Source organism: Streptomyces sp. NRRL F-5123 (assembly GCF_000721495.1).
GTDB lineage: Bacteria > Actinomycetota > Actinomycetes > Streptomycetales > Streptomycetaceae > Actinacidiphila.
The window spans coordinates 353,221-371,058 of sequence record NZ_JOHY01000001.1 but is presented as its reverse complement, the minus strand read 5'-3'; the positions used below and the strand labels follow the sequence as shown (position 1 = coordinate 371,058).

Sequence of the window (17,838 nt, the reverse complement as noted above, 5' to 3'; positions counted from 1 at the left end):
TATCGCCGCGGGCGGAACGGGTCTTGGACCGGGCGGTGGGGCCGCCCGCAGAATCGGAGGCGTCACGCAGACCCGTACCAGGAGTGTCGCCGTCATGGAGCAGGAAGCCGCCGGGCAGCAGGAAGCGGTCGCCGGGCAGGAAGCGGTTGCCGGGCAGGAAGCGGTCAGGGGGCGGGGAGCCGCCGCGGAGCCGGGGGCGGCCGCAGGCGCCGTGCCGGTCGTCCGTGGGTCGGCCGCGGTCGCCGTGCCCGGCGCGCCGCGGCCGATGGCCGTGTACGTCGCCCGGCCCGCCGGGGAAGGGCCGTGGCCCGCGGTGGTCGTGGGCTTCGAGATGTTCGGGGTGACGCCGTACATCCGCCGGGTGGCCGACCGGCTCGCCGGGCTGGGGCTGGTCGCCGTCGTGCCCGACTTCTACCACCGCACCGCCCCGGGCCACTGCGGCATCGCCGACGCCGGGGGCCGGGCCCGCGGCCTGGAACTGATCGGCCGGCTCACCCGGGAGGAGGTGGGCGCGGACCTGGAGGCGGTGCTCGCCCATCTGGAGCAGCGCGCGGACACCGTGGGGCGCCCCTCGATGGCCGGCTTCAGCCTCGGCGGGCACCTGGCCTGGTTCGCGGCGACGCGCGTTCCGCTCGCGTCCGTCGCCGCGGTCTACCCGGGCTGGCTGGACACCCCCGGCACCGCGCTGAGCCGCCCGGAACCGCTGCTCGACCTCACCCCGCGGATCGCCGGCCGGGGCGGCTGCCGTGTGCTCTACCTCGCCGGCGCCGACGACCATGTGGCCACGCCCGAGCAGACCGCCCGGGTCCGCGAGCGCCTCGCCGCCGCGGGCGTGCCGCACGAGGTCGTGGTCTACCCCGGCACCCCGCACGGTTTCCTCGCCGACGAGCGCGACACCTACCGCCCCGCGGCGGCCGGGGACGCCTGGCACCGGCTCGCGGCCTTCCTCGCCCCGGAGGCCTGACAGCCGCTCAGGCGCTCAGGCGCTCAGCGGCCGTATACGGCGACGAAGTCCCGGGTGGCCTGGGTGTAGTAGCGGTCCGGGGGGTCCTCGAAGTCGAGGATGTTGGTGGGTTTCGGGTTCGACGGCGTGCGGGTGCCGTCGTAGGACATGAAGGACGGCCAGGCGCGGTTCATGTCGAGGGGCATCGCGCGGACCGCGCCGGCGCGCTGCATCAGTTCGGCGAGGGTCCGGGCGGAGAGGGCCTGGCCGACGACCATGACGATGTCGCCCTCGGCGGTGACGCCGACGCCGGAGCGGGGGACGAACATCCGGCTCTGGTCGCTGACGCCCCATTTGGAGTCGTCGCCGATGTCCGGGACGACGCGGCCGCCGTCGACCATCAGCTCCAGGCACTGGCGCACGCCCACGACCTCGGGGGTCATCGTCACGTCCCGGCCCCAGACGCCGATGCGCATCGAGCCGTCGCGGTAGAAGACCTCGGAGGCGGCGCCGTCGCGCAGCTCGCCCGCCGTGCGGCCGTCGAGGTAGAAGCCGCCGCGGGAACCGCCGTCGGTGATGCGGAAACCGCCGTTCCAGGTGGCGACCAGGCCGGTGCGCTGCCCCTCGGGGACGGTGGGCGGCACGTCGAAGGCGCCGCCGGGCTCGCGGAAGCCGGGGTGCAGCTGGAAGCGGCTGTGCTTGCCGCTGATCCAGGCGACCGCCGCCTCGTACGAGGTGTGAGCGCCGTCCGGGCGGACGTAGGTGCCCTGCACGATCGGCTCGCCGCCCGCGGTGGCGAGGGTGCGGTAGACGCCCTCGCCGGGAAGGGCGGGGGTGACCGGCGGGCGCAGCGGGGCGCGCAGCGGGACGAGGGGCTGGGAGGGGAGGTGCGCGGGCGTGGGCACGGCCGGCTGCGTGGCCCTCATCCGGGCCAGCGCGTCGGCGGGCAGGTCGCCGCCGACCTTGGGCGGGTGCATCGAGTACTGCACGTCCTCCAGCTTGTCGACGACGAAGCCGAGCTCGTGGTCGCGCGCCCATTCGGCGAGCCTGGCGGTGGTGCTGTCCTTGCCGGGGTACGTGAGGGCCTGGGCGACGGACCAGCCGAGCCAGCCGGTGCAGACCAGGCACGTGCCGGTCAGGCCGCGGGTGACGAGCCTGCGGCGGCGCAGCTGCTCCGGCGTCAGGTCGCGCCGGTGCTTCCACGGCAGCAGCCGCCGGCGCCGGGCGGACGGCGGCTGCTCCGCGGGCCCGGAAGCCGGCCCTCCGGAACCGCCGGGGCCGCCTCGTCCCTCGGGCCGCGGGTCGGTGGTCTGCCGGCTCATCCGCTCCCGTCCTCCGTCCGCATCACCCTCTGTGACCCGTCCCCCTCGTCCGAGCCCCTGCGCTCTGGATCCCGCTTTCATCTGACTTTCCCGCCGTTACGGTGACCAATCATCAGCGGAGCGACAAGCACCCGACCGGCGGTACGGCCGGCCTGCACCGTAAGGTGCCGTCAGCGACCGAGGAGGGGGCCACATGGCGGCTGCGCACACGGTGACGGACGAGGCGGTGGACAGGCTGCTGGCCCGCGCGGGGATCGACGCCGCGCAGGTCGTGTCGCGCGACCGGATTCCCGGCGGCTCGTACAACGCGCTCTTCTCGGTCATCCTGGTCGGCGGCGACCGGCTGGTGCTGAAGGTGCCGCCGCCCGAGGGCACGCCGCGGCTGCGCTACGAGGCGGAACTGCTGTGCGGCGAGGCGCTGTTCTACGAGCACGCCGCCGCGGCCGGCGTCCCCGCCCCGCGCGTGGTGCACAGCGAGTGGCGCGAGGACGCGGGCGCCCCGCCCTTCCTGGTGATGACGCACTCCCCCGGCGTGCCGTGGAACGGCGTCGCCGACGCGATGGCGCCGGGCGAGCACGAGCGGCTGCTGACCGAACTGGGCGGCCTGGTGGGCCGGCTGCACGCGGTGCACGGCGGCGCCGGTTTCGGCTACCCCGCGCAGGGCTTCGCCCCACTCGCCGCCGGCTGGCCGGCCGCCTTCGCGGCGATGACGGACGCGCTGCTGGCCGACGCCGAGGCGTACGGCCCGTGGCTGCCGCGGCCGGTCGCGGAGATCCGCACGCTGCTCGCGGGCGGCGCGCCGGCGCTGGCCGAGGTGACGCGGCCGGTGCTGGTGCACTTCGACCTGTGGTCGGGCAACGTGCTGCTGGACGGGGAGCCGGGGGCTCGTACGGTCGGCGGGCTGATCGACGGCGAGCGGATGTTCTGGGGCGACCCGCTGGCGGACTTCCCGTCGCTGTCGCTGTTCTTCGGCCACCTGGAGGACGACCCCGCCTTCCTCGCCGGCTACGGGGCGGCGGGCGGGCGCACCTCCTTCGACGCGGCCGCGCGCGTGCGGCTGGCGCTCTACCGGTGCTACCTCTACCTGATCATGCTGGTCGAGGTGGTGCCCCGCGGCACCACCGGCGAGCACCTCGCGTGGGTGCGGGACTTCGCCGGCTCCCGGCTGTCGGCGGCGCTCGACGCGGTGGCGGCGGGGAGCTGAGGCGGCAGGTGCGGGGTCCGGGGCTTCCGCCCCGCACCCCGCACCCGCGGCGGCCGGGCCCGCGTCAGGGCAGTGCGGCGACCAGGGCGGCGTAGGACAGGCCCGAGCCGTAGCCCACCAGCAGCGCGGTGTCGCCGGAGACGGCCTTGCCCGAGGCCAGCAGGGCGTCCATGGCCAGCGGGATGGACGCGCCCGAGGTGTTGCCGGTGGTGACGATGTCCTTGGCGACGGCGACCCGGGCGGGCAGGCCGATGGAGCGGGTCATGGCGTCGATGATGCGCTCGTTGGCCTGGTGCGGGACGAACGCGTCCAGGTCGTCGACGGTCAGCCCGGCCGCCTCCAGCCCGCGCACGGCGACCTTCGACACCTCGTACACCGCCCAGCGGAAGACCCGCTGACCCTCCTGGCGCAGCGCGGGGAAAGGTTGCTGCGGGTCGGTGCGCAGCGCGTCCCACGGCACGCTCTGGGTGATCGCGTCGGCCTGCGAGCCGTCCGCGCCCCACACGACCGGGCCGATCCCGGGGGTGTCGGACGGGCCGACGACACACGCCCCGGCGCCGTCGCCGAAGATGAACGCGGTGGAGCGGTCGGTCAGGTCGAGGATGTCGGTCATCCGCTCGACGCCGACGACCAGCACGTGGCCGCCACGCGAGCGCACCGCGTCCGCGGCGAGCGCGAGGCCGTGCACGAAGCCGGCGCAGCCCGCCGAGATGTCGAAGCCGGCCGCGCCGGCCGCGCCGATCCGGTGGCCGATCTCGGTGGCGATCGCGGGCGTCTGCTTCAGGTGCGTGAAGGTCGCGGCGATCACCAGGCCGATGTCTGCGGGAGTGATGCCGGCCGCCGCAACGGCCTTGCTCGCGGCCTGCTCGGCCATGACGCCCAAAGTCTCGTCCGGTGCGGCCCAGCGGCGGGTGACGATGCCGGTCCTGGAGCGGATCCACTCGTCGGTCGAGTCGATGTGCGCACACACCTCGTCGTTGCCGACGATCCGGCGCGGGCGATAGGAGCCGACTCCGAGGATCCGGGCGTGCCGCGCACCGGCGGACTCCGCGATCTCAGCTTTCATGTGAGCCTTTCAGGCCGGTGGGCCGGTACGGATCGGATCACGGTACCGGGGTGTGGTCTCCGCGGTCGCAGCGCCCGCCGCCGGCCGCCGCGCCCCATTCTATGGCGCGCGTAGATCGCGGGGACGAAGGTCGGCCACCTGCCCGACAGCCCGCCGGTCGGCCCCGCCATGCGCCCTGCCCGGACGGCCGGTTCCCGCCCGGCGGTGCCCGAGCGCCGCGGCGCGGCCATTGCCAACACCGCCGGGCGCCCCCCACCGTGGAGCGGTCAGTTCCGCAACCGGGCGGCCCCGCCCGCCGAGAGTCAGGATCCGGTCATGCTGCGCAGTCTCCTCGCACTTCCTGCCGCCGCCCTCGCCGCCGCGGCCGTGCCGGCGGCCGGCGGCCCCGCCGCCGCGGACACCGCTCCCCCCGCCGCGTGCGCGCCCGCGGTGGTGGCCGGCGACCTCGCCTTCTCCCCGCCGTCGGTGTCGCCCGGCGGCACCTCCTCCGCCTCCCTCACGGTGACGAACTGCACCGGCGAGCCGCAGACGGTCGGCGAGACCTGGTACGGGCGCTTCCTCTCCGGCAGTTCGGCCGGCTTACCGGCGGGCTGCCCCGTCGTCGACCCGCTGCCGCGCCCGGTCACCGTCGCCCCCCACGCGTCGGTGACCTCCGCAACCGGCTACCTGGTCTTCCCCGGCTGCACGGCCGACCGGCTGCGGCTGACGGTGACCCTCGTCCAGGCCGGCACCACCCTCGGCAGCCGCACCGCCGACCTGCTCATCGACCAGCCGGCCGCGGCGCCCCAGCGGCGCGGCTGAGGCGGCCGCGGCACCCCGGAGCCCGCCGGAGCCGGACACGGCACGGGCAGGCCGCCGTAGGCCCTGCAGGGGGTGTACGGCGGCCGTCGTGTGCGGCGGCGGCAATGCCAACCGAAGCGAACATGTTTCAACACCCTGGGGACATCACGGTCCGGCAACGCATCAGGAATTAGGCGTTGACGGCCATCTGCATGTGGCGTAGAACTACCCTGCAGTTGCGATGGCGTTTCATCTTGGTGACTTCTGTTGGAAACGGCTCGGGCCCATGGACCCGCGAGAGCCTCCGCTCCGTCAGCATTTCGCCTTCAGCTCTCCCACAAGTCCCCTATAAGCGCCCACACACACATGGAGGCACCATGTCGGACGTCGAGACGTCGGGTACCGATGCGGGCAGCAGCCCGTCCCCGACGCGGAGGAACCTGCTCAGGGGCGCGGCCGGCGCCGCGGGGCTCGCGGCAGTGTCCGGCGGGCTGCTGACGGCGTGCAGCAGCTCCGACTCCTCTGACGACAGCAGCAAGAGCGGCGACTCCGGGAAGTCGGTCGCGGGCAGCACCGTCACCTTCGGGTCGAACTACTCCGACCCGGCCGCCAAGGCCGCGTTCGCCGCCCTCACGGCCGGGGCCACGGCGTCCTCCCAGGTGAAGGTGAAGATCAACACGGTCGACCACAACACCTTCCAGCAGAACATCACCAGCTACCTGCAGGGCACCCCGGACGACCTCTTCACCTGGTTCGCCGGCTACCGCATGCAGTACTTCGCCGCCCAGGGCCTCGCGCAGCCGATCGACGACGTCTGGGAGAAGATCGGCGGCAACTTCGGCGACTCCGCCAAGCAGCTGTCCACCGGCCTGGACGGCAAGAAGTACCTGGTGCCGCTCTACAACTACCCCTGGGTGGTCTTCTACAACAAGAGCGAGTTCGCCAAGCGCGGCTACAGCGTCCCGACCACGTGGGACGAGTACGTCGCGCTCGCCAAGAAGATGAAGACGGACGGCCTGGTGCCGATCGCCTTCGGCGACAAGGACGGCTGGCCCGCGCTGGGGACCTTCGACATCCTCAACATGCGCATCAACGGCTACGATTACCACATCAAGCTGATGAAGCACGAGATCCCGTGGACCGACGCGGGCGTCACCACGGTCTTCCAGCACTGGGCCGAGCTGATGCCCTACGTCCAGTCCGGCGCCAACGGCCGGATCTGGCAGGACGCGGTCAAGACGCTGGAGACCAAGCAGGCCGGCATGGCCTTCCAGGGCACCAACCAGGTCGCCGCTCAGTACGTCACGGACAAGGCGGACCTGGCCGACCTGGACTTCTTCACCTTCCCGACGGTGAACCCCAAGTGGGGCCAGGACTACATGGACGCCCCCACCGACGGCTTCATGCTCAGCAAGAAGGCCAAGAACCCCGAGGCCGCCAAGGCGATCCTGGAGTACATCGGCACCGGCCCGGCCGAGGCCGCGTACCTCAAGACCGACCAGTGGGACGTCGGCCTGGCCAACGGCCTCCAGGTGCCGACGTACAACGCGATCCAGAAGAAGTCGGTCGAGGTGATCGGCAAGTGCAAGTCGGTCGCCCAGTTCATGGACCGCGACTCCGACCCGGCCATGGCGAACGCGATGATCTCCATCATCCAGAAGTTCATCGACGACCCGAGCACGGGCAACATCGCCAAGCTGCAGAAGAGCGCCGAGGCCCAGGCGAAGTCGATCTACACGTCATGACCGAGACGTCCGCTGCGGACACCGCGGCAGCGGTGCGGGACGGGGCCACCGCCGCCCCGTCCCCGCGCCGCCGCCGCGGCGGCGTCCGCAAGCTCACCCGGCGCGACCGCGTGGTGGTCGCGCTGCTGCTGGGGATCCCGCTGCTGCTGGACCTGGCCTTCGTGTGGTTCCCGGCGATCGGCACCGTGCTGCTGTCGTTCACCAAGTGGAACGGCGTGGGCAGCCTGCACAGCCAGACGTGCAAGCCCAACGTCCCCTCGATCCTCAACAACGGATGCTGGTACGGCATCCAGAACTACCACCAGGCCACCACGATCTACCCGGAGTTCTGGCCGGCGGTCCGCCACAACCTCATCTGGCTGGCGGTGTTCGTCCTGATCGCGACCCCGCTGGGCATGCTCTTCGCGGTGATCATCGACCGCGGTATCAAGGGCAGCCGGATGTACCAGAGCATCCTGTTCCTGCCGGTGATGCTGTCGCTCGCACTGGTCGGCATCATCTGGGAGTTCATCTACTCGCAGAACTTCGGGCTGATCAACACCGTCATCGGGCGCAACGGCAACGACAACGCCATCGACTGGCTCGGCAATTCGCATCTGAACCTGTGGGCGGTGCTGGTCGAGGCGACCTGGCGGCAGGCCGGCTACGTGATGGTGCTCTACCTCGCCGGCCTCAAGGCCGTCGACCCGACACTGCGCGAGGCCGCGCGGATGGACGGCGCCAACGCCTGGCAGACCTTCTGGCGGGTCGTCTTCCCGGTGATGAAGCCGATCAACATCGTCGTCATGGTGGTCACCGTGATCGAGTCGCTGCGCGCCTTCGACCTGGTCTACATCACCAACAAGGGCATCAACGGCCTCGAACTGCTGTCGGTGCTGGTCACCTCGAACATCGTCGGCGAGACCCAGCGGGTCGGCTTCGGCTCCGCGCTGGGGGTCGTGCTGCTGGTCATCTCGCTGGTGCCGATCTCGGTGTTCCTTTACCAGACGTTCCGCCGGGAGGAAGCACCATGACGACCGAAGCCCTCACCCGGCCGGCCAAGGCGGCACGCCCGTCCGCGCCCGGCCGCCGGAGGACCCGGCCGTGGGGCCAGGCGGCCTCCCAGGTCTTCCTCATCGTGTCCTGCGTGCTGTGGCTGCTGCCCATCGCGTTCGCGCTGTACGTGGCGGTCCGGCCGTACTCCGACACCCGCAAGTACGGCTACGTCTCGATGCCGCACCATCTGACGTTCAAGAACTTCAGTGACGCGTGGACCCAGTCGGACATGCTGCACTTCTTCTGGAACTCGGTGCTGATCACCGTCCCCTCGGTGATCATCGTGCTGGCGCTGGCGTCGGGCGTGGCCTTCGTGCTGAGCAAGATCAACGTCAAGGTCAACATCGCGCTGCTGATCCTGTTCACGGCGGGCAACCTGCTGCCGCAGCAGGTCATCATCACTCCGCTGTACCGGATGTACCTGAAGATCACGCTGCCGCACTTCCTGAGCGACAGCGGGCTGATGTACAACTCGGTCTTCGGTCTGGTCGCCATCAACGTGGCGTTCCAGCTGGGCTTCTGCGTCTTCGTGCTGAGCAACTACATGCGCGCGGTGCCGGACGAGATGTACGAGGCCGCGCTGGTGGACGGCGCCTCCCTGTGGACGCGCTTCTGGCGGCTGACGCTGCCGCTGTGCCGCCCGGCGCTCGCGGCGCTCGCGACGCTGCTGACCACCTGGATCTACAACGACTTCTTCTGGGCGATCACCCTGATGTCGTCGGGCGACAAGCGGCCGGTGACCTCGGCCCTGGCCAACCTCCAGGGGCAGTTCGTCAGCAACCAGAACATGATCGCGGCGGCGGCGCTCATCGCGGCCGTGCCGACCCTGGTGGTCTACATCTGCCTCCAGAAGCAGTTCATCGCCGGCCTCTCCCTGGGTTCCAGCAAGGGCTGACGGCGGCAGCCCGCGTGCGCGGATGCCCGTCCGGACGGACGGCATCCGCGCACGCGGCATTGACAGGGTGTTGAGCCCCTTCCATAGTGTGGGAGCGCTCCCATACGGCATGTGGATGTCATACGGCATGTGGATGTCATGTGGCGAGCAGCAACTCCCCCCACATGTCCAGGAGGTCCCCCGTGCGCGCATCCTCGCGTCGGTTACTCGTCAGACCGTGGCTGTGGCCGGTGGCCGCAGTCGCGCTGCTGCTGCCCGCCCTGGTGGCGCTGCCCGCCGCCCACGGCGCCGCCGGCTCCGGCTGCTCGGTCGGCTACACCGTCAACGAGTGGACGGGCGGCTTCACCGCCCAGATCAAGGTGACCAACAACGGCCCGGCGGTCAACGGCTGGCGGGTGGTGTGGAACTACCAGGGCGACCAGAAGATCACGTCCGGCTGGAACGCCACCGTCACCCAGACCGGCACCGCGGTCACCGCCGCCGACGCCGGCTACAACGCGGCGCTCGCCACCGGCGGTTCCGCCGACTTCGGCGTGCAGGGCACCTGGAGCTCGGCGGACCCCACGCCCTCGGCCTTCGCCCTCAACGGCACCGCGTGCACCGCCAACGGCACCCCCCCGACCAGCAACCCGCCCACCACTCCCCCGACGACACCTCCCACCACCCCGCCCACGACGCCCCCGACGACCCCGCCGACCACGCCGCCGACCAGCGCTCCGCCGGCCGGCTGCTCGGGCGCGGTGATCTGCTCGGGCTTCGAGGACCAGACCGGCAGCGCGCCGTCCGGCCAGTGGACGACCGCGGCGCCGGACTGCTCGGGCAGCGGCACCGCGACCGTCGACACCTCCGTCGCGCACAGCGGCAGCCGCTCGATCCGGGTGGACGGACACGCCGGCTACTGCAACCACATGTTCGTCGCCAGCACCCAGGACCTGTCCTCGGTGGGCCCGACGGTGTACGTGCGGATGTGGGTGCGGCACACCACCGCGCTGCCGACCGCGCACGTCGCCTTCGTGTCGATGCCCGACTCCTCGCAGTCGGGCAAGGCGCTGCGGATCGGCGGCCAGAACGGCGCCCTGCAGTGGAACCGCGAGACGGACGACGCGACGCTGCCCGCGCAGAGCCCGGCGGGAGTGGCGCTCAGCACCCCGCTGCCGACCGGCAGCTGGCAGTGCCTGCGGTTCGCCATCGGCACCACCTCGCCGAACCTGGAGACCTGGCTGAACGACCAGGACGTTGCGGGCCTGCGGGTGGACGGTGTGCCGACCGCGGACATCGACCAGCAGTGGCTCTCGCGCACCACGCCGCCGCGGCCGACCGCGCTGCGCTTCGGCTGGGAGAGCTACGGCACCGGTGACGACACGCTGTGGTTCGACGACGTCGCCGTGGGCACCTCGCCGATCGGCTGCTGACGCGGCGCGCGTGAAGGCGCGGGAGTCCGGCCCGCCCCCGTAACGGGCCGGACTCCCGCACCTCTTCCCCGGGCGGGCCCCCTTACGGGTCCGCCCGGGGGCCACGGCTCCCGGGTGACGCGGGGAAGGTCAGGAGCCGTCGGGCGCGTCCGGCAGCCGCTCCCGGATGGCGTCCATCACCGAGGAGTCGGTCAGCGTCGTCACGTCACCGAGCTCGCGGTTCTCCGCGATGTCCCGGAGCAGGCGGCGCATGATCTTGCCGGAGCGGGTCTTGGGCAGTTCGGCGACGACCAGGATCTGCCGCGGCCGGGCGATCGGCCCGATCTCCCGGCCGACGTGGGCCCGCAGTTCGGCCGCCGGGTCCTGCGCCGCGCCCTGCGCCGCGTCGCCGCGCAGGATCACGAAGGCGACGATGCCCTGCCCGGTCGTCGCGTCGGCGGCGCCGACGACGGCGGCCTCGGCGACCAGCGGGTGCGACACCAGGGCCGATTCGACCTCGGTGGTGGAGATGCGGTGCCCGGAGACGTTCATGACGTCGTCCACCCGGCCGAGCAGCCAGATGTCCCCGTCGTCGTCCTTCTTGGCGCCGTCCCCGGCGAAGTAGCGGCCGGGGAAGCGGGACCAGTACGTGTCGACGTAGCGCTGCTCGTCGCCCCAGATGGTGCGCAGCATCGACGGCCACGGGCGGGTGAGCACCAGGTAGCCGCCCGAGCCGTTCGGCACCGGCTCGCCCTGGTCGTCGACGACCTCCGCGGACACGCCGGGCAGCGCGCGCAGCGCGGAGCCGGGCTTGCAGGTGCTCGCGCCGGGCAGCGGGCTGATCATGTGGGCGCCGGTCTCGGTCTGCCACCAGGTGTCGACGACCGGGGTGCGGTCGCCGCCGATGGCCCTGCGGTACCAGACCCACGCCTCGGGGTTGATCGGCTCGCCCACCGAGCCGAGCAGCCGCAGCGACGTGAGGTCGTAGCCGGCCGGGATCGCGTCGCCCCACTTCATGAAGGTGCGGATCGCGGTGGGGGCGCAATAGAGGATCGTCACCCCGTACTTCTGCACGATCTCCCACCAGCGGCCCTGGTGCGGGGAGTCGGGGGTGCCCTCGTAGAGGACGGACGTCGTGGCGTTGGCGAGCGGGCCGTAGACGATGTACGAGTGCCCGGTGACCCAGCCGATGTCGGCGGCCGTCCAGTAGACGTCCGTCTCCGGCTTGATGTCGAAGACCGCCCAGTGCGACCACGCGACCTGGGTGAGGTAGCCGCCGGTGGTGTGCAGGATGCCCTTGGGGCGGGCGGTGGTGCCCGAGGTGTACATGATGTAGAGCGGGTGCTCGCTGTCGAACGCCTCGGGGGTGTGCTCGGCGCTCGCCGCGTCGACCAGGTCGTGCCACCACGCGTCGCGGCCCTCGGTCCAGCCGACGTCCTGGCCGGTGCGCCGGACGACCAGCACGCTGTGCACGTCGGGGCACTGCTCCAGCGCCTCGTCCACGGCGGGCTTGAGCGCGGAGGCGGCGCCCTTGCGGTAGCCGCCGTCGGCGGTGATCACCACATGGGCGTCGCAGTCCAGGATGCGGCTGCGCAGCGCCTCGGCGGAGAAGCCGCCGAAGACCACCGTGTGCGGGGCGCCGATCCGGGCGCAGGCCAGCATCGCGACGACGGTCTCGGGGATCATCGGCATGTAGACGGCGACCCGGTCGCCGGCCCGCACGCCGAGCGACAGCAGCGCGTTGGCGGCACGGCAGACCTCGTCCTTCAGACCGGCGTAGGTCAGCGTGCGGGTGTCGCCGGGCTCGCCCTCCCAGTGGAAGGCGACGCGGTCGCCGAGGCCGGCCCTCACGTGCCGGTCCAGGCAGTTCTCGGCGACGTTGAGCCGGCCGCCGGTGAACCAGCGGGCGAAGGGCGCCCGGCTCCAGTCCAGCACCTGTGTCCAGGGCTCGGCCCAGTCCAGCCGGGCGGCCTGCTCGGCCCAGAAGGCCTCGTCGTCCGCCGCGGCCGCGTCGTAGGCCGCGGCCGTGACGTTCGCGTGCTCCGCCAGGGCGGCCGGCGGCGGGAACCGCCGGTCCTCCCTGAGCAGGTTCGACAGTGTCTCGTCGGACATCAGTGAGCGCCCTCGACCGGTCCGCCCTGCGCCGTGTCGGCCGCCGCGAACAGCGGCAGCACCCCGCGCTTCCAGGTGCTGTTGGTGACCACGGCGAAGGACGCGTACCAGGCGAGAACCGCGGTGACCAGGCCGAGCCAGCCGCCGACCTTGGTGGCGCCGGAGGACTCGCCGAACTCCGCGACGGTCAGCACGACGAAGGTGGCGGACAGCGCCACGAAGACGGCGAGCAGGGCGCCGTTGGTCCGCAGCGCGGCCACCGTCATGTAGACGGTGAATATCGCCCAGATGAGCAGGAAGAGCCCCGTCGCCTGGTGCGCGGTGTCGGCGGGCAGCCCGCCCGCGACGAACTTCGCGTACCCGGCGTACGACAGCCAGAAGGCGCCGTAGGAGCAGAAGGCGGTCGCCCCGAAGGTGTTGCCCTTGCGGAACTCCCACATGCCGGCCAGCAGCTGGACCAGCCCGCCGTAGAAGAGCGCGAGCGGCAGCACGACGGCTTCCAGGCTCGCGTCGATCAGGTTGGCGTTGAAGGAGCTCAGGACGAACGTGGTGGCGGCGAAGCCGGCCAGGCCGAGGGGGCCGGGGTCGGCAATGGTGGGCGCGGGCGCAGAAGTGCTCATCTGCGGAATCCCTCCTCATCGAGGAACGGCAGGGCGGTAGGGGGAATGACCGTTTCGGGTCGCGGCACACCGTAGGTCCGCGGACAACGGGCGGGGAGGCTACGGTCGGTGACATTCGCCCAGCGGCGCGCTCGGCACGACGGGCGGTACGCCGGGTGCGCCCAGCGGTCGGCGAGCAGTCGGTGAACGGTCGGCCCGGTGCGCCCGGCGGCCGGCCCCCGCGCCGGGCGGTACGGCGGGGAGCCCGCTCAGGCGGCGGCCGGCGGTACGGCGGGGAGCCGGGTCAGGCGCGCTCGGCAGCGGACGCGCGGGGGCCGGGCAGCGGCGCAGGGCCCGAACCGACCTCCTCGGGCAGGTGCATCCGCAGCATCACCCGGTCCACCGCGGCCGGCGAGAGGCGGTGCCGGGTCAGCAGCGACACCGTGACCATCACGGCGAAGGAGACCGGCACAGTCCAGGCCGCGGGCTGCTCCAGCAGGGCCGCGCTCCAGCCGCTGCCCGGCCCGCGGACGCTGGTGAGCACCACCGCGACCGCGGCCAGCCCGCCCCCTGCGACGAGCCCGAGCAGCGCCCCGCGGTCGGTCAGCCCGCGCCACCAGATGCCCAGCACCAGCAGCGGGCAGAACGACGACGCGGCCACCGCGAAGGCCAGCCCGATCGCGTCGGCGACCGGCAGGCCGTCGGTCGCGGTGGCCATCACCAGCGGCGGCACCCCCGCGACCAGCGACGCCCAGCGGAAACCGCGGGTGGAGCCGCGCAGCAGGTCCTGCGACACCACGCCGGCCACCGACACGGTCAGGCCCGAGGCGGTGGACACGAAGGCGGCGAAGGCACCCGCGGTCGCGAGCGCGGCCAGCAGGCGGCCGCCCTCCCCCGCCTGCGTGAGCTGCGGCAGCACCAGGACCGCGGTGTCGGTCTGCCCGGTGAGCAGCAGTTGCGGCGCCAGTACCCGGCCGAGCGCCCCGTAGACCGTCGGCAGCAGGTAGAAGGCGCTGAGCAGGACGAGCACCAGCACGGTGGTGCGGCGCGCGGCGCGGCCGTCGGGGTTGGTGTAGAAGCGGACCAGGACGTGCGGCAGGCCCATCGTGCCGAGTAGCGTGGCCAGCAGGATCGAGTAGAGCGCGTACAGCGGATGGGATCTGCCGCCCGCGCCGGACAGCGGGTTCGCCCAGCTCGCGCCGGTGGCGGGGGTGAGCCCGTGGCGGTGCGGGACAGCGGCGCCGCCCGGGAAGGTCAGTGCGGCCCCGCCGGCCGCGGTGTGCCCGCCCTTGCCGAGCCGTACGGTGGCTGGGCCGCTGCCTGAGGGGTGCGGGCCTGCGGTGTCCGCGGGCGGGGCCGGGTACGTCCTGCCGTCGAGGGTGCCGGTGACCCGTACCGTCACCGGGGCGGTGACGTCGAAGCGCACCGCGTCCTGGAGGCGTACGACGGTGGTGCCGTGGAAGCGCGGGACGTCGGGGCCGGTGAGGGCGGGCGCGCCGGCCGAACGCCAGGCCAGCACCAGGAAGACGACGGGCACGGCGATGGCGGTGAGTTTCAGCCAGAACTGGAAGCCCTGGACGAGCGTGACCGAGCGCATGCCGCCCGCCGCCGCGACCCCGACCACCACCACGGCGACGACGAGCGCTCCGGTCCAGCGTGGCGCGCCCGTCACCGTCTCCAGCGTCAGGCCGGCACCCTGCAGCTGCGGAACCAGGTAGAGCCACGCGATGACCGCGACCAGCACCGCGGCGACCCGGCGCACCGCGACCGAGCCGAGCCGCTCCTCGGCGAAGTCCGGCAGGGTGTACGCGCCCGAGCGCCGCAGGGGCGCGGCGACCAGCAGGAGCAGCACCAGATACCCGGCGGTGTAGCCGACCGGGTAGGCCAGCATGTCCACGCCGTAGGCCATGACGAGCCCGGCGACGCCCAGGAAGGAGGCCGCCGAGAGATACTCGCCGCCGATCGCCGCGGCGTTCCACAGCGGGGAGACCTCGCGGGAGGCGACGTAGAAGTCCGAGGTGGCGCGCGACAGCCGCAGGCCGTAGATGCCGAAGGCGGCGGTGGCGACCAGCACGACGGCGAGGGCGGCCAGGCCCAGGCCCGGGTTCACCGGGCGGCGCGCGGGGGTTCGTGCGGCGCGTCGGGTCCGCCGTCCGGCGGCTCCGCCTCGTCGGGGCCGCCCGGCCGCGGCTCGGGAGCCGGTCGCGCCTCCGCGGGGTCCGGGCCGCCCAGCAGGTCGGTGAAGTCCCGTTCGACGCGCTCGGCGTGCCGGACGTGGAAGGCTGCCGCGCCCACCAGCAGCGGGTAGGCCACGACGCCCAGCAGCAGCCAGGGCAGCCGGATCCCGAGGACGGTCGCGGTGCGCAGCCCCGGCAGCAGCGCGAAGGCGGCGGGCAGCCCGCCGAGCACCGCGCCCAGCACGGCCAGCACCCCGAGGGCGAGCCGCAGCTGGTTGCGCACCAGGGAGCGCACGTAGACCTGGGCGAGCTGCGGCTGGGCGTGCAGGTCGGCGGCGCGGGCGCGGGCGGAGTAGCCGCCGGCGCGGTGCCGGCGCGGTGCGGAGACGGCGACCCGGCGCGCCGCCTGGGGTGCCTCGCCCGGCCCGCCGGTCATACGGTGTCCGGTCCGGGGGCGGGCGCCCAGCGCACCAGCACGTCCCGCAGCTGGCGGGTGTGGCGGCGGCTGACGGGGAGTTCGGTGCCCGCGACGCGTACGGTCCAGTGACCGGCGTCCGAGCGCAGCTCCTCGACGTGCCGCAGCGAGACCAGGAAGCTGCGGTGGATGCGCAGGAAGCCGTGCGGCTCCCAGCGTTCGGCGAGCACGGCGAGCGGCACCCGGACCAGCGGCGCTCGGCCCGCGGTGTGCAGCCGGACGTAGTCGCCCTGGGCCTCGACGTAGGCGACGTCGTCGCGGGAGACGAAGCGCGTGACCCCGCCGAGGTCGACGGGTATGCGCTCGGGCCCGGGGCCGGGGGCGCGGCGCTCGGCGGGCCGCTCCTCACGGGCCTCGCCGCGCGGCTCCGCGGGCGCGTCCAGCAGCGCGGCGACGCGCCGCACCGCCTCGGCGAGGCGCTCGCCGCCGACCGGCTTGAGGAGGTAGTCGCAGGCCTTGAGGGCGAAGGCGTCGACGGCGAAGTCCTCGTAGGCGGTGACGAAGACGACCGCCGGCGGGTGGGCGAAGCGGCCCAGCACCCGGACCAGGTCCAGGCCGTCAAGACCCGGCATGCGGATGTCGCAGAAAACCGCGTCGACGGGCTCGGCCTCCAGCAGCCGCAGGGCCGCGGCGCTGCTGTCGGCGGCCAGCACCCGGCCGACCCGGTGGTCGCCGCGCAGCAGGTAGCTGAGGTCGTCCAGGGCGGGCGGCTCGTCGTCCACGGCGAGGATCCGCAGGGGTCTCATGAGGCGTGCACTCCGTTCCGGTACTTCGGCACCCGGACGTTGACCTTGGTCCCGGCGCCCGGCGCGGTCTCCACGACGAGCCCGTAGTCGTCGCCGAAGACCGCGCGCAGCCGCTCGTCGACGTTGCCCAGGCCCAGCGAGTCGCCCTCCGCCTCGCCCGCGAGCTGGAGCCGTACCTCCTCGGGGTCCATGCCCACGCCGTCGTCCTCCACGCTGATCCGGCACTCCGCGCCGGCGTCCTCGGCCCTGATGGTGATGAGCCCCGGGGTCGCCTTGGGGCCCAGGCCGTGCCGTACCGCGTTCTCCACGATCGGCTGGAGGCAGAGGAAGGGCACGGCGACGGGCAGGACCTCGGGGGCGATCAGCAGGTCGACCCGCAGCCGGGCGCCGAACCGGGCGCGTTCCAGCCGCAGATACCGGTCCACCGACCGCAGCTCCTCGGCGAGGGTACTGAACTCGCCGTGCTTGCGCAGGCTGTAGCGGGTCAGCTCGGCGAACTCCAGCAGCAGCTCGCGGGCCCGGGCCGGGTCGGTGCGCACGAAGGACGCGATGGCGGTGAGGGAGTTGTAGACGAAGTGCGGGGATATCTGGGCGCGCAGCGCGCGCAGTTCCGCCTCGACCATGCGGGTGCGGGAGCGGTCGAGCTCGGCCAGCTCCAGCTGGGCGATGACCCAGTGTGCGACCTCGCCGGCGGCCCGCACCAGCCCGGCCGAGACCTGGCGGGCGTAGACGGTGAGGGCGCCGACCACCAGGCCGTCGACGACGAGCGGCACCACCACGGCGGCGCGCACCGGGCAGTCCAGGTCGGCGCATTCGATCGCGCCGACGGGCACCAGCCAGGGGCGGCCGGCCTCCATCGCGTCCGCGGTGTGGGCGACGGCCTGCGCCGCGTGCCGGCGCCCGGCGCCGTCCCACGCCAGCAGCTCGCCGCCGGCGACCACGGCGAGCGCCGGGGTGGCCAGCAGCGCCCGCAGATGGCGCGCGGCCTTGCGGGCCGACTCGGGGTTGAGCCCGTCGCGCAGCAGCGGAGCGGCGAGCGAGGCCTCGTGCAGCGCGGCGAAGGCGGCGCGCTCCACCGGGGTGCCGAACGCGCGGCGGCCGCGGACCAGCCAGAACAGCGCGGCCGCCGCGCCGGTGATCACCAGCGTGACGGACACCCAGGTGATCGCCGACTTCATGAGCGGCATTATCGGCCCGTAGCGCGATCACGTCACGGGTGCGGCCGGGGCGGATTCGGTGCGCGTCGCGCGCTCCCCCCGCGCGCCCCGGCCCCTCGGCCCCACGGCACGCGGGGGCCCGGCCGCTCGGCCCCGCGCGCCCCCGGCCCCTCGACGCCGGACGCCGGGCC

At 73.3% G+C, this 17,838-nt stretch carries 15 protein-coding genes; 7 read left to right on the top strand and 8 right to left on the bottom strand.

Annotated elements, in window-relative coordinates:
* Nucleotides 1-94 precede the first annotated feature (94 nt).
* A complete protein-coding gene (locus IH54_RS42710; protein ID WP_078861840.1) occupies nt 95-964 on the top strand; it encodes a dienelactone hydrolase family protein in 870 nt (289 codons plus the stop codon).
* A gap of 23 nt (nt 965-987) precedes the next feature.
* Here IH54_RS42710 and IH54_RS41270 read toward each other — a convergent pair whose 3' ends face one another.
* On the bottom strand, nt 988-2,265 hold the full coding sequence (locus IH54_RS41270) for a phosphodiester glycosidase family protein (protein WP_052396940.1): 1,278 nt from the start codon (nt 2,263-2,265) through the stop codon (nt 988-990).
* 193 nt (nt 2,266-2,458) lie between these two features.
* Here IH54_RS41270 and IH54_RS0101630 point away from each other — a divergent pair, with 193 nt between their 5' ends.
* Nucleotides 2,459-3,469, top strand: a complete 1,011-nt coding sequence (locus tag IH54_RS0101630; RefSeq protein WP_031512287.1) for a phosphotransferase family protein — start codon at nt 2,459-2,461, stop codon at nt 3,467-3,469.
* 64 nt (nt 3,470-3,533) lie between these two features.
* Here the strand turns inward: IH54_RS0101630 and IH54_RS0101625 are convergent, their stop codons facing one another.
* A complete protein-coding gene (locus tag IH54_RS0101625; RefSeq protein ID WP_031512286.1) occupies nt 3,534-4,535 on the bottom strand; it encodes a beta-ketoacyl-ACP synthase III in 1,002 nt (333 codons plus the stop codon).
* A gap of 315 nt (nt 4,536-4,850) precedes the next feature.
* Here IH54_RS0101625 and IH54_RS0101620 point away from each other — a divergent pair, with 315 nt between their 5' ends.
* The 5 genes from IH54_RS0101620 to IH54_RS0101600 all read left to right on the top strand — a co-directional run bounded on the left by IH54_RS0101620 (nt 4,851) and on the right by IH54_RS0101600 (nt 10,402).
* Entirely contained in the window at nt 4,851-5,336 is a 486-nt protein-coding gene (locus IH54_RS0101620; protein WP_031512284.1) for a hypothetical protein, read from the top strand.
* Between the two features lie 356 nt (nt 5,337-5,692).
* Complete coding sequence (locus IH54_RS0101615) at nt 5,693-7,060, top strand: extracellular solute-binding protein (RefSeq protein ID WP_031512283.1); 1,368 nt, start codon at nt 5,693-5,695, stop codon at nt 7,058-7,060.
* Nucleotides 7,057-8,073, top strand: coding sequence for a carbohydrate ABC transporter permease (locus tag IH54_RS0101610; RefSeq protein ID WP_031512281.1), 1,017 nt, complete (start codon nt 7,057-7,059; stop codon nt 8,071-8,073). The genes IH54_RS0101615 and IH54_RS0101610 overlap by 4 nt, the downstream gene beginning before the upstream one ends.
* Nucleotides 8,070-8,990 carry a carbohydrate ABC transporter permease gene (locus tag IH54_RS0101605; protein ID WP_031512280.1) on the top strand — a complete coding sequence of 307 codons (921 nt, stop codon included), beginning with the start codon at nt 8,070-8,072 and terminating at the stop codon, nt 8,988-8,990. Before IH54_RS0101610 ends, IH54_RS0101605 begins: the two co-directional genes overlap by 4 nt.
* A 164-nt stretch (nt 8,991-9,154) precedes the next feature.
* Nucleotides 9,155-10,402, top strand: a complete 1,248-nt coding sequence (locus tag IH54_RS0101600; protein ID WP_078861839.1) for a cellulose-binding domain-containing protein — start codon at nt 9,155-9,157, stop codon at nt 10,400-10,402.
* Nucleotides 10,403-10,531: 129 nt separating this feature from the next.
* Here the strand turns inward: IH54_RS0101600 and acs are convergent, their stop codons facing one another.
* The 6 genes from acs to IH54_RS0101570 form a co-directional block, all read right to left on the bottom strand.
* Nucleotides 10,532-12,493, bottom strand: coding sequence for an acetate--CoA ligase (gene acs, locus IH54_RS0101595; RefSeq protein WP_031512277.1), 1,962 nt, complete (start codon nt 12,491-12,493; stop codon nt 10,532-10,534).
* Nucleotides 12,493-13,113, bottom strand: coding sequence for an acetate uptake transporter (locus IH54_RS0101590; protein ID WP_052396939.1), 621 nt, complete (start codon nt 13,111-13,113; stop codon nt 12,493-12,495). Before IH54_RS0101590 ends, acs begins: the two co-directional genes overlap by 1 nt.
* A 283-nt stretch (nt 13,114-13,396) precedes the next feature.
* Nucleotides 13,397-15,202: a cation acetate symporter gene (locus IH54_RS0101585; protein ID WP_031512275.1), complete on the bottom strand. Its 1,806-nt coding sequence runs from the start codon at nt 15,200-15,202 to the stop codon at nt 13,397-13,399.
* Nucleotides 15,199-15,705 (bottom strand): hypothetical protein, encoded by a 507-nt coding sequence (locus IH54_RS0101580; RefSeq protein ID WP_063762143.1) that lies wholly within the window; start codon nt 15,703-15,705, stop codon nt 15,199-15,201. The genes IH54_RS0101585 and IH54_RS0101580 overlap by 4 nt, the downstream gene beginning before the upstream one ends.
* On the bottom strand, nt 15,702-16,490 hold the full coding sequence (locus tag IH54_RS0101575) for a LytR/AlgR family response regulator transcription factor (protein ID WP_031512272.1): 789 nt from the start codon (nt 16,488-16,490) through the stop codon (nt 15,702-15,704). The genes IH54_RS0101580 and IH54_RS0101575 overlap by 4 nt, the downstream gene beginning before the upstream one ends.
* Nucleotides 16,487-17,677 (bottom strand): histidine kinase, encoded by a 1,191-nt coding sequence (locus IH54_RS0101570; RefSeq protein WP_107060062.1) that lies wholly within the window; start codon nt 17,675-17,677, stop codon nt 16,487-16,489. The genes IH54_RS0101575 and IH54_RS0101570 overlap by 4 nt, the downstream gene beginning before the upstream one ends.
* Nucleotides 17,678-17,838 lie beyond the last annotated feature (161 nt).

Coding starts and splice junctions, on each gene's coding strand:
- IH54_RS0101605 (WP_031512280.1), top strand. CDS start 8,070: ATGACGACCGAAGCCCTCACCCGGCCGGCCAAGGCGGCACGCCCGTCC.
- acs (WP_031512277.1), bottom strand. CDS start 12,493: ATGTCCGACGAGACACTGTCGAACCTGCTCAGGGAGGACCGGCGGTTC.
- IH54_RS0101575 (WP_031512272.1), bottom strand. CDS start 16,490: ATGAGACCCCTGCGGATCCTCGCCGTGGACGACGAGCCGCCCGCCCTG.
- IH54_RS0101590 (WP_052396939.1), bottom strand. CDS start 13,113: ATGAGCACTTCTGCGCCCGCGCCCACCATTGCCGACCCCGGCCCCCTC.
- IH54_RS0101600 (WP_078861839.1), top strand. CDS start 9,155: ATGTCCAGGAGGTCCCCCGTGCGCGCATCCTCGCGTCGGTTACTCGTC.
- IH54_RS0101630 (WP_031512287.1), top strand. CDS start 2,459: ATGGCGGCTGCGCACACGGTGACGGACGAGGCGGTGGACAGGCTGCTG.
- IH54_RS0101615 (WP_031512283.1), top strand. CDS start 5,693: ATGTCGGACGTCGAGACGTCGGGTACCGATGCGGGCAGCAGCCCGTCC.
- IH54_RS41270 (WP_052396940.1), bottom strand. CDS start 2,265: ATGAGCCGGCAGACCACCGACCCGCGGCCCGAGGGACGAGGCGGCCCC.
- IH54_RS0101580 (WP_063762143.1), bottom strand. CDS start 15,705: ATGACCGGCGGGCCGGGCGAGGCACCCCAGGCGGCGCGCCGGGTCGCC.
- IH54_RS42710 (WP_078861840.1), top strand. CDS start 95: ATGGAGCAGGAAGCCGCCGGGCAGCAGGAAGCGGTCGCCGGGCAGGAA.
- IH54_RS0101625 (WP_031512286.1), bottom strand. CDS start 4,535: ATGAAAGCTGAGATCGCGGAGTCCGCCGGTGCGCGGCACGCCCGGATC.
- IH54_RS0101570 (WP_107060062.1), bottom strand. CDS start 17,677: ATGCCGCTCATGAAGTCGGCGATCACCTGGGTGTCCGTCACGCTGGTG.
- IH54_RS0101610 (WP_031512281.1), top strand. CDS start 7,057: ATGACCGAGACGTCCGCTGCGGACACCGCGGCAGCGGTGCGGGACGGG.
- IH54_RS0101620 (WP_031512284.1), top strand. CDS start 4,851: ATGCTGCGCAGTCTCCTCGCACTTCCTGCCGCCGCCCTCGCCGCCGCG.